The 13,310-nt window shown below is 71.9% G+C and carries 9 protein-coding genes; 2 read left to right on the top strand and 7 right to left on the bottom strand.

Annotated elements, in window-relative coordinates:
• Nucleotides 1–64 precede the first annotated feature (64 nt).
• Nucleotides 65–580 (bottom strand): transcriptional regulator NrdR, encoded by a 516-nt coding sequence (gene nrdR / locus ACZ607_RS09275; RefSeq protein ID WP_099176480.1) that lies wholly within the window; start codon nt 578–580, stop codon nt 65–67.
• Nucleotides 581–1,116: 536 nt separating this feature from the next.
• Between nrdR and lexA the strand changes: the two genes are divergently transcribed.
• Entirely contained in the window at nt 1,117–1,914 is a 798-nt protein-coding gene (gene lexA, locus ACZ607_RS09280; RefSeq protein WP_099176479.1) for a transcriptional repressor LexA, read from the top strand.
• A 121-nt stretch (nt 1,915–2,035) separates the two neighbouring features.
• Here lexA and ACZ607_RS09285 read toward each other — a convergent pair whose 3' ends face one another.
• The 5 genes from ACZ607_RS09285 to ACZ607_RS09305 are packed head-to-tail and all read right to left on the bottom strand — an operon-like array spanning nt 2,036 to nt 10,079.
• On the bottom strand, nt 2,036–4,003 hold the full coding sequence (locus ACZ607_RS09285) for an ATP-dependent DNA helicase (protein WP_469733310.1): 1,968 nt from the start codon (nt 4,001–4,003) through the stop codon (nt 2,036–2,038).
• A 50-nt stretch (nt 4,004–4,053) separates the two neighbouring features.
• The gene (locus ACZ607_RS09290) at nt 4,054–5,925 is read right to left on the bottom strand and encodes an IucA/IucC family protein (protein ID WP_469733311.1); all 1,872 of its coding nucleotides are present in this window, start codon (nt 5,923–5,925) and stop codon (nt 4,054–4,056) included.
• A gap of 60 nt (nt 5,926–5,985) precedes the next feature.
• Complete coding sequence (locus tag ACZ607_RS09295) at nt 5,986–6,705, bottom strand: GNAT family N-acetyltransferase (protein ID WP_469733313.1); 720 nt, start codon at nt 6,703–6,705, stop codon at nt 5,986–5,988.
• A 31-nt stretch (nt 6,706–6,736) separates the two neighbouring features.
• Nucleotides 6,737–8,659, bottom strand: a complete 1,923-nt coding sequence (locus ACZ607_RS09300) for an IucA/IucC family protein (RefSeq protein ID WP_469733315.1) — start codon at nt 8,657–8,659, stop codon at nt 6,737–6,739.
• Between the two features lie 28 nt (nt 8,660–8,687).
• On the bottom strand, nt 8,688–10,079 hold the full coding sequence (locus tag ACZ607_RS09305; RefSeq protein WP_469733317.1) for a diaminobutyrate--2-oxoglutarate transaminase family protein: 1,392 nt from the start codon (nt 10,077–10,079) through the stop codon (nt 8,688–8,690).
• Between the two features lie 342 nt (nt 10,080–10,421).
• Here ACZ607_RS09305 and ACZ607_RS09310 point away from each other — a divergent pair, with 342 nt between their 5' ends.
• Nucleotides 10,422–11,633: a trypsin-like serine peptidase gene (locus ACZ607_RS09310; RefSeq protein ID WP_469733318.1), complete on the top strand. Its 1,212-nt coding sequence runs from the start codon at nt 10,422–10,424 to the stop codon at nt 11,631–11,633.
• 119 nt (nt 11,634–11,752) lie between these two features.
• Here ACZ607_RS09310 and hflX read toward each other — a convergent pair whose 3' ends face one another.
• Nucleotides 11,753–13,273 (bottom strand): GTPase HflX, encoded by a 1,521-nt coding sequence (gene hflX / locus ACZ607_RS09315; protein ID WP_469733320.1) that lies wholly within the window; start codon nt 13,271–13,273, stop codon nt 11,753–11,755.
• Between the last annotated feature and the right edge of the window lie 37 nt (nt 13,274–13,310).

Here is a 13,310-nt window from a genome sequence, read left to right on the forward strand (position 1 = left end):
GGCGTCTCGGAACAGGTCTGGTGCCGCCCGCCGGCCCCGCCGTCCCTGCCGGCCGGCTCGGTGATCAATCAGCGGCGACTGCGGCGGGGGCGGGGACCTCGAGGGTCTCGCCGCTCCCGCATTGCTCTTCGCGGGGCCGCTGCTCACGGAGCTCCGCGATGGCGGTCTCGAAGTCTTCGAGGGAGTCGAACGCCCGGTACACCGACGCGAAGCGCAGGTACGCGACGAGGTCGAGCTCCTGCAGGGGGCCGAGTATGGCCAGACCCACGTCGTGCGTCGTCAGCTCGGCGCTCCCCGTGGCCCGCACGGCTTCCTCGACCCGCTGGCCGAGCTTCGCCAGGGCGTCCTCGGTGACGGGACGCCCCTGGCACGCCTTGCGGACCCCCGAGATGACCTTGGTGCGGCTGAAGGGTTCGGTCACGCCGCTGCGCTTGACCACCATCAGCGAGCAGGTCTCCACCGTCGTGAAGCGACGGGAGCAGTCGGGGCACTGGCGACGCCGTCGGATCGACGTCCCGTCGTCCGTCGTGCGACTGTCCACGACCCGACTGTCGGGGTGCCTGCAGAAGGGGCAGTGCATGTCTCCGAACCCTCCCTCACAGCACGACTGAATAGCCCTCCGTGCCCTGTTCAGGGCCCCTGAGGACGGTCACCAGCATAGGCGATGAACTCGGCCCTGACGGACCGGGTACCACTACTTATGGGCGGCGACAGCAAGACAACCACTACATCTAGGGTTTTGCTCCGCCTTCGCCCCCGCGCGTGTCGCGCTTCCCCGGGGGCCGGGGGGCAGCCTACGGCCCGGCACGAGGGTACGGGAAAGACCCGGCCGCCGGGCCTCCGGGGCCACCCGGCGCGGCCTTCCCGGGGCGACCCCGGAAGGACCCTCCGGCCCCGTGCGCGGACGCACCCCCGCACGCGGGAGCGGACCGGCGGAACGCTAGCGTGGCCTCCGGCGGCGGCGCCCGGTCCCGGCTCACCGGCCTTCAGCTCATACACCTCTCGGTAAGCACGCGAGGTCCCTTTATTTGTTTTTCACTCGAACGTGTGTTTGGCGCAACCTTTCGAAAGCTACTACCGTTGCCTAACTAGGGAGACCATTCGAGAGGGGCCGACGTGACCACCACCGCAGACAGTGCCACCATCACTGCCCAGGACCACCGCTCCCAGAGCCGACTTGAGCCGGTGCATGCCATGAATGACTCAGTCATGAACGCGGAGGGGCCCGAGCCCGCACGGGCCGCACGCTCCTTGCCCGGACGCCCCCCAGGAATCCGGGCCGACAGCTCCGGGCTCACGGACAGGCAGCGGCGTGTGATCGAGGTGATCCGGGATTCCGTGCAGCGCCGGGGCTATCCCCCGTCGATGCGCGAGATCGGTCAGGCGGTGGGACTGTCCAGCACCTCGTCCGTCGCCCACCAGCTGATGGCTCTGGAGCGCAAGGGATTCCTGCGCCGCGACCCGCACCGGCCGCGTGCCTACGAGGTCCGGGGCTCGGACCAGCCCAGCACCCAGCCGACCGACACCACCGGGAAGCCCGCCGCCTCGTACGTACCGCTGGTCGGCCGGATCGCCGCCGGTGGCCCGATCCTCGCCGAGGAGTCCGTCGAGGACGTCTTCCCGCTCCCCCGCCAGCTCGTCGGTGACGGCGAGCTCTTCGTGCTGAAGGTCGTCGGTGACTCGATGATCGAGGCGGCGATCATGGACGGGGACTGGGTGACGGTCAGGCGCCAGCCGGTCGCGGAGAACGGCGACATCGTGGCCGCCATGCTGGACGGCGAGGCGACGGTCAAGCGGTTCAAGCGCGAGGACGGCCATGTGTGGCTGCTCCCGCACAACTCCGCCTATCAGCCGATTCCCGGTGACGAGGCGACGATCCTGGGCAAGGTCGTGGCGGTGCTGCGGCGGGTGTGAGCTCCGCCGGTTCGGACTGGGCCCCGGGATCCCTGCGCCGATCTCGGGGCCCTGACGCGTCCGCCGGCTGAGCGTGGGACACCGGCGGGCCGCTCGCGCTCCCCCGGCGGCCCGCCCCCGCTCACTGCGCGGCTTTGGCCGCAGCGTCGATGGCCGCGAGCGAGCGCCGCGCCTGATTACGGTCCGTGGTGTACCAGAAGTCGGGCAGCGAGGCGCGGAGATAGCTCCCGTACCGGGCATTGGCCAGACGGGGGTCGAGCACGGCGACCACGCCCTTGTCGCCCATGGCCCGGACGAGCCGGCCGGCGCCCTGGGCCATCAGCAGTGCCGCATGGGTCGCCGCCACCGCCATGAACCCGTTACCGCCGGCGTCCTCGACGGCCTTCTGCCGGGCGCTCATCAGCGGGTCGTCCGGCCGGGGGAACGGAATCCGGTCCATGACCACCAGCTGACAGCTCGGGCCGGGGACGTCGACGCCTTGCCAGAGCGACAGCGTCCCGAACAGGCAGGTCTCGGGGTCCGCCGCGAAGTTCTTGATCAGCTCCCCGAGCGTCTCCTCGCCCTGCAGCAGGATCGGCTTGTCCTGGCGGCCACGCAGCTCCTCGGCCGCCGCCTGGGCGGCCCGCATCGACGAGAACAGCCCCAGGGTGCGCCCGCCCGCCGCGTCCACCAGCTCGGCGAGCTCGTCGAGCATGTCCGTACGGGAGCCCTCCCGGCCGGGCAGAGCCAGGTGCCGGGCGACGTACAGGATGCCCTGCCTCGGGTAGTCGAACGGCGAGCCGACGTCGAGGCCCTTCCACTGCGGGATGTCGTCGCCCGCCGTGCCCTCGGGCGCGAGCCCCAGGGACGCGCCCACCCCGTTGAAGTCGCCGCCGAGCTTCAGCGTCGCCGAGGTCAGCACCACCGAGCGGTCGGCGAAGAGCTTCTCCCGCAGCAGCCCGGACACGGACAGGGGCGCGACCCGGACCGACGCCCCGAAGCGGTCGTGACGCTCGTACCAGACGACGTCGTACTCGGAGCCCTGGGTGATGCGCTCCGCGACACCGTGGATGGACTCGACCGACGCCATGGCCTGCTTACGGACCGCGTCCTCGTCCTGGACGGCCTTGTCCCGGGTGCCGCCGAGGGCGGAGATCACCGTACGCGCGGCGTCGCGCAGGGCCATCAGCGCGTAGCCGAGGTCTTCCGGCACCTCTTCGAGGCGTCCCGGGAGCGCCAGCTCCATGACCCGCTCGAACCCCTCCGACGCGGTCAGCAGGGCGTCGGCCGCCTTCTCGTTGACCAGCTTCGCCGCGCGGCGCACCGCCCGGTTCACCTGGCCGGGGGTGAGCTCGCCGGTGGCCACCCCGGTGACCCGGGAGACCAGCTCATGGGCCTCGTCGACGATGAGCACCTCGTGCTTGGGGAGCACCGGGGCGCCCTCGATCGCGTCGATGGCGAGCAGGGCGTGGTTGGTGACGACGACATCGGCGAGCTTGGCCCTCTCCCGGGCCGCCTCCGCGAAGCACTCGGCGCCGTACGCGCACTTCGTGGCGCCGAGGCACTCCCGCGAGGACACCGAGATCTGGGACCAGGCCCGGTCCGAGACGCCGGGCGTCAGGTCGTCCCGGTCACCGCTCTCCGTCTCGTCCGACCAGTCACGCAGACGCAGCAGGTCCTGGCCCAGCTTGCTGGACGGCGCGGCCGCCTCGAACTGGTCGAAGAGCCCCTCCTCCTCGTCCTGCGGCGCCCCCTCGTGGAGCCGGTGCAGACAGAGGTAGTTCGACCGGCCCTTGAGCATCGCGAACTGCGGGCGCCGCCGCAGCAGCGGGTGCAGCGCGTCGACCGTACGCGGAAGGTCCCGCTCGACCAGCTGGCGCTGGAGGGCCAGCGTCGCCGTGGCCACCACGACCCGCTCGCCGTGGGCCAGCGCGGGCACCAGGTAGCCGAGGGACTTGCCGGTGCCGGTGCCGGCCTGGACGAGCAGATGGGCGTTGTCGTCCACGGCGTCGGCGACGGCCTCGGCCATGGAGACCTGGCCGGGGCGCTCCGTACCGCCGACGGCGGTGACGGCGGCGTGGAGGAGCTCGGGGAGAGATGGCTTCGTCATAGCCCGACCACCCTACGGCGCCCCACTGACAGCATCGATCGGTCCCGGACTCACGCGGAGGGGTGCAGCGGGTTGGGGACGGTGCCGTGGACGGCGGCGTGCGGGCGGTTCGGCCGGTCGCGGTAGCCGTCCAGATGCAGACGGTTGCGGTTGAGACACAGGCGCTCGATCCTCGGCGTCAGCATGTCGAAGATCTCGAAGCGCTCCTTGAGATCGGGAAAGCGTGCGTGGTGCCGCAGGATCTCGGCACGGACGAGTGACCAGAATTCACCCTCCGGTACGTCCAGCTGTTCCTCGCACAGGGGGGACAGATAGCGGAACACGCCCACGAAGAGCCCCGAGTGGATGAACTGGGTGAGGAAGGAGGGCTCCTCCGTGAGCAGGATGTCCCGGACGTCCTGCGGCATCGTGTCGTGTTCGGGCAGCCGCCTGGCGCTGACGTTCACGTCGTCGACGAAGTCCTTGATCGCGAGCCGCACCGGCACGTCGTTCTCGTCGAAGACGACGATGGCGTTCTCGCCGTGCGGGGAGAAGACGGTGCCGTAGCGGTACAGGAAGTGCAGCAGCGGCGGCAGCAGGGCGGTGAAGAGCCGGGTCAGCCAGGCCGTCGGGGTCAGCCCGGAGCGGGCGACGAGCTCCGCCGTGAAGGAACGGCCCTCGGGATCCGTGTGCAGCAGCGAGGCCAGGGTGCGGGCGCGTTCGCCGGGGGCGAGCCGCGGCTGGAGCGGCTCCCGCCAGATCGCTCCGAGGATCTCCTTGAACTGGTACGGCGTCTCCGGGAGGTGGTCGTAGAGCGGGTGCTCGACGGCCACCGACGCGACCTCGCCGAGCAGGATGACCCCGCAGGTGTCCCGGAGGAAGGGGTCGCCGTCGCACAGTCCCTGGACCCACGCGGTGACGGCCGGGGCGGCGAGCGTGCGCTCGGTCGGAAGGCCCCGCCAGACCAGGGTGTTGAGGATCGACAGCGGCAGCTTGACCGTGTGCCGGTCGGGCCGGCCCACGTTGGTGAAGGTGCGGATGGACTGCTGCGGCAGCCGGAGGTCGTCGTCCTCGTGCAGGGGCACGATCTCGCCGTCGGCGATCGCGGGGGCGAAGAGCGGGACGATCCACTCGTCCCACTGCCACGGGTGCACGGGGAGGAACAGGTAGTCGGCCGGTTCGAGGCCCCGTCCGCGCAGGACCTCGTCGAACGACTCCCGGACGCCCGGGTCGAGTTCCTGGTCGTAGAGGTCTCCCGGGGTGGCGACACGGCCCACTCCCCGGTACCCCGCTATGCGGGTGCTGACAGCGATCCAGGGCAGGGGGGCGGCGGACCTGGCCTCCGGTGTGAAGCGGGCGGCGTCGGCGGCGGAGAACCCGAGCCGGCCCTTGTTCGCCACGAGCCAGGGGTGCCCGGTCTGATGGCCTTCGAGCTCGGCGTACGGCAGCTCGGCGAGCTGCGCGGCGGTGAGCGCGGTGCGGTCGAGGCGGGCGTCGGCGGCGAGGGTGGCGGTGAGCTCCCGGACGAGGTGGCCGAGCGTGGCGCCGTCGAGCCCGAGGAGTCGGCGGCCACGGGCGAGGAAGCGCAACGGGTCGCGGAAGGGTGTGCCGCCGGCGCCGGGCTTCCCGTGCGCGTCCCCGTCGTCCGCGGCGGTGGTCTCCCGGATCGTCGCGGGGTCGACGCGCCAGCTGCCGTAGACGCCGCGCCTGGCGTGGAAGCTCAGGATGGCGCCGTCGTCGAGCGGCAGGGTGTAGTCGCCGGTCCGCCCCGCGCCGCCGTCCGCCCGGGGCACGGGTTCGACGACTTCCTCGTAGGCGAACTCACCGAGCATCTTGGCGAGGAGTTTCGCCGCCACCCGGTCCCAGAGGGTCCGGTCGAGTTCCGGGGTGTCGAGCGGCGTATGGGGCTTCGCCGGATGATGGCTCGCAGGATATGTCGGCACGGGGACTCCTCCGGGTGGGACCGATGGGGTTCGAGCGGGCGGTGCGGTGCGGCGAGTGGTTCACAGGCGGTCACGGTGTGCTCGGTCGCGGACCATCAGGGCGGCCCGCTTGTCGGGAAGGTCCACTTCCGCGCAGAAGCGGAAACCGGCGCTCAGGAAGGCGGACACGGACGGGGTGTTGCGCAGGTCCGGCTCCGCGACGACCCGTCCGCAGAGCGGCCGGTTGTCGAGGACGAGGTCGGAGACGGCTCGGAGCAGCACGGTGCCGATGCCACGGCCCCTGTTCCCCACACCGCCGATGAGGAGGTGGAGCCCCATGTCGTGGGGCCGCGCCGGGTAGTGGCGGGAGAGAGGGTCCAGATCGGCGCGGTAGATCTCCCAGTAGCTCATGGGTTTTCCGTCGAGGAGCCCGAGGCAGGGGACGCTGCGGCCGTCCCCCGTGAGCTGGCGACGGAGGTGCTCCGCGGTGACCTGCTCCGGTCCGGCGAGCTCCCAGAAGGCGGCGACCGCGGGATCGTTCATCCAGCGGCTGATCACCCCCAGATCGCGTCCGGGATCCACGGCGACGAGCTGGAACGGCCCGGCGGGGGTGGCGACCGGGCGCCATGCGCCGGGGTCGCCCACGAGGGCGGAGGGGTCGGCCTCCGCGGCGGTCACCGCGGGGCCGTCACCGAGCAGGGCGAGGAGCTCCTCGGTGAGCCGAAGCTCCAGGGTGTCCTCGGTGCCGGTGTCGTCGGACGGGACGGCACCGGCCCCGGTGGGGGCATCGGCTTGATGCACCGTGGCGCTCTCCTCTCGTGGGTTCGGACGGTCAGGCCCGGTCGCTGCGGAGGGGGTTGGCGATGGTGACGTACACGGACTGGGTGTCGACCGGTCCGACGAGCTCGTCGAGGCCGTGCATGCGGGTCAGCAGGTTGGCCTTGCAGCGGAGCTGGCCGGTCTCCAGGAGGTAGCCGGGCAGGGAGGAGCCCAGTCCGACGGCACCTTCGAGGAAGCGGCGGAACGCGGCGAGCAGCAGCTGTTCGTCGGCGAGCCGCTGGGAGCCGAAGGCCCCGATCAGCCCGAACACGTTGTTGATGCCGAGGTAGTAGGCGAGGCGCTCGTCCGTGACGGCGTCGGAGACGAAGGTGTCGCTCACGGCGCCGATGCCCGGGAGACGGCGTTCCAGCGCCTCGCGGTGGGACTCCCGGAAGTAGTAGCCCTGGTTGTCGCGGTACCTGCCGCCGACGGGCCAGCCGTCCGGGTCGAGGAGGACGAGCGTGTTCTGCTGGTGGGCCTCCAGGGCGACACCGGCGTGGGCGTCGAGCCAGAGGACGGGCAGCACCACACGGTCGAGGTAGCGCAGGAACCACTCGGCGCACACCGCCCCGGTCGTCCTGCCGGTGCGGGAGGCCAGCGAGGAGATCGTGTCGGCGAGCCGCGAGTGCGTGCCGGGGCGGCCGGGCCACGGGCGCGGGGCGGTGAGACCGGCGATGCAGACCGCGTCGTCGGCCGGGCCGAACGGGTTGTGACGGAGCATCACGTCCAGGCCGGGTACGGGGCTGCCGTCCGGCTGGTCGACGGCCAGCCAGGCGGGGTCCCGGACGATGTCGAAGCCCGGGTGCGCCGCCCGCCACCGGTCGGCCAGGCCCGTGCGCAGCAGCCGGTGGACCTCGGCGCCGCGGTGGAGCTCCTTGCGGAGGTTCTCCCGGCGGGAGTTGGTGATGCGGACGCCCAGGGACAGCTTCAGCATCAGGTCGGAGCCGGGCCGGTGCACGGTGCGGACGGAGGAGGTGGGGTGCCAGTTCCGGCCGTACGGTCCGAGGTCGTGCAGGAGTCCCTTCTCGCAGAGGGCGACGACCTCGGGGCGGCGCAGGACCTCCGCGGCCTGCCACGGGTGCAGCGGCAGGGCCGTGGTCCCCTCGGGGAGGCTCAGCCCTTCGGCGTGGGGTGCGAGGAGCGCCTCCGCGGGGACCGGCCTGCCTGCCTTCGTCCACGCGGAGTCGGTGGCCAGGACGGAACGGTCCACGGCCATCCAGTGGAGCGGGAACGAGCCCCGCAACTCGGGTGAGTAGAGGAGCGCTTCGGACTCGGAGAGGCCTTCGCGGCTCTTGGGCGTGGGGTGCAGGGGGTGGCCGAGGACGAGGGACTGCTCGGCGGTGAGGAAGAGATCCGCCTCGGACGACGCGGTGGGGGTGCGCCGCCTGGCCGCGATGAAGGCCGCCGTGTGCCGTACGGAGTCGGCCACCCTGGCCACCAGGTCGACCGCGGTGTCGCGCTCGCTCTCGCGGCTCAGCAGCGCGGCCACGGTGACGGCGTCGGCTCCCGGGGCGCCCTCGGGGGCGTTCTCCAGGGCCGGTGTCCCGAAGCGGTGCCAGCCCGTCGCGGACCAGTGGGTGACCGGGACGAGCAGGGCGGTGCCGCTCGCCGGGAGCGGGATGCGCAGGGTGTCTCCCTGCGGCCGGGGCAGGTCGTTCTCCCGGGTCCAGCAGCGCAGGAGGTTCTCCGTACCGGCGGTGTCCGCGGCCCGGAGCGGGTCCGGGTGGTCCAGCGGATCCTGCTCCGTGGGGCCGGGGTGGCCCGCCGGGGCGGCGCCGGCGGGTGTGTCCGCCCCGGTACGCGGGGTTCCGTGCGGACCGGCCTTCTGGCGCGGCACGGACGTCGACTCGACGGCCAGGGGGCCCTCCGGCAGCTCATGTCCTCGCTGCTGGCTGGTGAAGGGGCCGTCGGCCTCGGGCGCAGGGGTGGGGTTCACGGCGGTCTTCCTTGTGAGGGGTCCGGGATCAGCGGGTCGGCCCGGCAGCGGCCCGGCGGTACGGAGAGAGCTCCGCCGCTCCCAGCGCGTCGGCGAGGCGGTCGACGACCGCTGTCGCCTGTTCGTCGGTGAGCGTGAGGGGAGGGAGCAGCCGGACCACGGCGTTGTGGCGTCCGCCGAGTTCGACGATGAGGCCGCGGCGCAGGCATTCCTGCTGCACCACCGCGGCGAGGGCGGGATCGGGGGGCGGGGCGGAGCCGTTCTCGGTGGTGACGGTGAGCGGCTCGGCCTCGGGGTCGACCAGTTCGATGCCGATCATCAGGCCGCGGCCGCGGACGTCACCGATGCTCGGGTGGTCCGCGGCGAGCGCCTGGAGCCTGGCGAGCATGCGGGCTCCCAGCGTCCCCGCACGCTCGGCGAGCCCGTTCTCCCGCACATGGGCGAGGGTCGCGGCGCCGGCCGCCATCGCGAGCTGGTTGCCCCGGAAGGTGCCCGCGTGGGCGCCCGGCTGCCAGAGGTCGAGCTCGGCGCGGTAGACGATCACCGCGAGGGGCAGCGAGCCGCCGATGGCTTTCGAGAGCACCATCACGTCGGGCACGATACCGCTGTGCTCGGTCGCCCAGAAAGTACCCGTCCTGCCGACGCCGGTCTGCACCTCGTCCGCGATCAGGGCGATGGACCGCTCCCGGGTGATCTCCCGCATCCGCCGCATCCAGCCGTCCGGGGCGGGATTCACCCCGCCCTCGCCCTGGACCGGCTCCAGGATCATGGCGGCGGGGGCGGGCAGGCCGCCCTTCGGGTCGTCCAGGAGGTATTCCGTCCAGCGCGCGGCGAGCTCCGCGCCCCGCTCCCCGCCGACCCCGAAGGGGCAGCGGTAGTTCTGCGGGAAGGGCAGCCGTGTCACCCGTACGTCCGTGGCGCCGCCCGAGGCGGCCAGGGCACCCGCTGTCATCCCGTGGTACGCGCCGGTGAAGGCGAGGAGTTCGCTGCGGCCGCTCGCCGCCCGGACCAGCTTGAAGGCCGCCTCGACGGCGTCGGTGCCCGCCGGACCGCAGAACTGGATCCGCGCGTTGTCGGCCAGCTCCCGGGGAAGGGTGGCGAACAGCTCGGTCGTGAAGGCGTCCTTGACGGGGGTGGCCAGATCGAGGACGTGCAGCGGTGCGCCGGAGTCGATGACCTTCCTGATCGCCTCGAGCACCACGGGGTGGTTGTGTCCGAGGGCCAGGGTGCCCGCGCCTGACAGACAGTCGAGGTAGCGCCGCCCGTCGGCTCCCTCGATGGTCATGCCCCGCGCGCGCACCGGCACGATCGGCAGGGACCGCGCATAGGTGCGGGCCGCCGACTCACGGAGCGCCTGGCGTCGCAGGATCCCCTCGTGCGCAGGGGGGAGTGCCACCGGAGCTGGTTCGGTCACGGCCACGGCTGTTCGGTCCTCCTGCGGTAACAGTTGCGTTGCGCATCGGTACGTCGACCTGGGGGCGGACTGCGCCGATGAACGCTGTCCGGGTGTCCCTCGTACGTACCAACGACGCCGAAGGCGGAAGATCACGGGTAAATCGGAAGATCCTTGCGCAGCCGGAACCGTGGCCCTGCCGCGCGCCGTCCCCATCGGCACCGGCATAGTAGGGGCCGCACTCGGGAGGAGCCGCCGCTCCGGGAGTCCGCGCCACGGTCCGCCCGGGCCGTGCCGCACACCGCTCAAGTCCGCAGTGCGGTACCGAAGTCAGTGACGAAGTCCCAGGGGGATCACCAGATGCGACCCATGCGCCCGATCGATACCGCACGCCGCGGGGGGAGCGCCCGCCGCACCCCTCGGGTGTTCGCGGCGGCCGCCCTTGCCACCGTCCTCACGCTCACCGCCGCGGCCTGCGGGCCGGAGGAGGACGGCGCGATCAGCGAGCCGAGCAGCTCCACCGGCCAGTCCTCCGACGGGAAGGTCGTGATCCCGGACGATCTCAAGGACCGGCTCAAGGAGCACGGGATCGACCTCGACGAGTGGCGGGACGGCGAGTGGAAGAACTGGGACAAGGACACCTGGCTGCGTGAGGCCAAGGACTACGTCAACCCCATCATCGAGGGCCTCTGGGACCCGGACCGGATGCGGGAGGCCGAGAAGCCCCCGGAGAACCCCGTCGACCCCGACATCTCCGGCGACGAGGGCGTGACGGACCCGACCCCCGCGCCGGTCGAAGCGGCCGGGCTGCAGACGCCGTACCACGACAGCGCGCCCGAGTCGGGCAAGCTCCTGTTCGACGGCCCCGAGGGTTCGATGGTCTGCTCGGCGACCGTGGTCCAGGACCCGGCGCACCCGGGCAAGTCCAACATGGTCTGGACGGCCGGGCACTGTGTCCACGCGGGCAAGAACGGCGGCTGGTACCGCAACATCGCCTTCGTCCCCTCGTACAACGACACCGGTCTTTCGGGCGCCGAGCTGGAGAACCCGTCGAGGGAGCAGATCGCTCCGTACGGCGTGTGGTGGGGCCAGTGGGCGCAGACCTCGGACCAGTGGATCGAGCAGGGTGCCTCGACCGGGGGCCAGGGCGCCCCGTACGACTTCGCGGTCCTGCAGGTCGCGCCCGAGAAGGGCTCCAACGGCAAGTCCCTGGAGGAGACGGTCGGTTCGGCGCTGCCCGTCGAGTTCAACGCCCCGGCCACCCCTGAGATCGACAGCATGACGGCGACGGGCTATCCGGCCGCCCCGCCGTTCGACGGCCAGAAGGCGCTCCAGTGCACCGATCAGCCGGGCCGGCTGGCCGTCTTCGAGAACCAGCCGACGATGTACCGCATCGGCTGCACGATGACCGGGGGTTCCTCCGGTGGCGGCTGGGTCGCGAAGGGCCAGGACGGTAAGCCGGCGCTGGTCTCCAACACCTCCATCGGCCCGGTGACGGCGGGCTGGCTGGCCGGCCCGCGCCTGGGCAAGGAGGCCAAGGGCATCTACGAGGCCGTCAGCAAGAAGTACGCCGGACAGTAGGGGCACGCATGTGAGGGGGCCCGGGTGGTGATCGCCGCCCGGGCCCCCTCACGTGGAACGGCACGCGCAGGAGGCCGGGTTCCCGTCACGGGGAGCCCGGCCTCCTGTGTCCTACGGCGTCAGTGGGCCACCGGCACGAAGACCGCGAGCTCCGCGGCGAGCTCCTCGTGGACCCGCGCCTTGAGGAGGGTGCCCTCCGGGGTGTGCTCCTCGGAGATCACCTCGCCCTCGGCGTGCACCCGGGAGACGAGCGCGCCCTGGATGTAGGGCACGAGCGCCTCGATCTCCACGGACGGCCGCGGCAGTTCGGCGTCGATGAGCGCGAGCAGCTCGTCGATCCCGGCGCCGGTCCGCGCCGACACCGCGATCGCGTGCTTCTCGGTGCGCAGCAGGCGCTGCAGCACCAGCGGGTCCGCCGCGTCCGCCTTGTTGATCACGACGATCTCGGGTACGTCGACCGCGCCGACCTCCCGGATCACCTGGCGTACGGCGGCGAGCTGCTCCTCCGGCACCGGGTGGGAGCCGTCCACCACGTGCAGGATCAGGTCGGACTCGCCGACCTCCTCCATCGTGGAGCGGAACGCCTCGACCAGGTGGTGGGGAAGGTGCCGCACGAACCCGACGGTGTCGGCCAGGGTGTAGATCCGGCCGCTCGGTGTCTCGGCCCGGCGCACGGTCGGGTCGAGGGTCGCGAACAGGGCGTTCTCGACGAGGACGCCCGCACCGGTGAGCCGGTTGAGCAGCGAGGACTTCCCCGCGTTGGTGTATCCGGCGATCGCCACCGAGGGCACCTTGTTGCGCTTGCGTTCCTGGCGCTTGATCTCCCGGCCGGTCTTCATCTCCGCGATCTCCCGGCGCATCTTCGCCATCTTCTCGCGGATCCGTCGCCGGTCCGTCTCGATCTTGGTCTCACCGGGACCACGGGTGGCCATTCCGCCACCGCCGCTGGAACCGCCGCCGCCCATCTGACGGGAGAGCGACTGACCCCAGCCGCGCAGGCGCGGCAGCATGTACTGCATCTGTGCCAGCGACACCTGCGCCTTGCCCTCGCGGGACTTGGCGTGCTGGGCGAAGATGTCGAGGATCAGGGCGGTCCTGTCGACCACCTTGACCTTGACGACGTCTTCCAGGTGGATCAGCTGGCCGGGGCTGAGCTCACCGTCGCAGACGACGGTGTCGGCCCCGGATTCGAGAACGATGTCACGCAGCTCCAGCGCCTTGCCCGAGCCGATGTAGGTCGCCGGGTCGGGCTTGTCGCGCCGCTGGAACACGGCGTCGAGCACCTGGGCGCCCGCCGTCTCGGCGAGGGCCGCGAGCTCCGCGAGGGAGATCTCCGCGTCGTGGACGGTCCCCGATGTCCAGACACCGACGAGCACCACGCGCTCCAGGCGCAGCTGCCGGTACTCGACCTCGGTGACGTCCTCGAGCTCGGTGGAGAGTCCCGCCACGCGACGCAGTGCCGCGCGCTCGGAACGGTCGAACTGCTCGCCGTCCCGCTCTCCGTCGATCTCGTGGCTCCAGGCGACGTCCTCTTCCATCAGGGCGTCGGCCCGAAGGCCATCGGTGAGGCTCTCGGAGGTTGCTTCCGTGGCGCTCTGCGCGTCCTGCGCGTCCTGGGGAAGGGAAGAAGAGGAGGTCATTGGATCCTTACGTCGATAGAAGTCCGATACGTCAATC

This window comes from Streptomyces sp. NPDC104381, assembly GCF_055583745.1.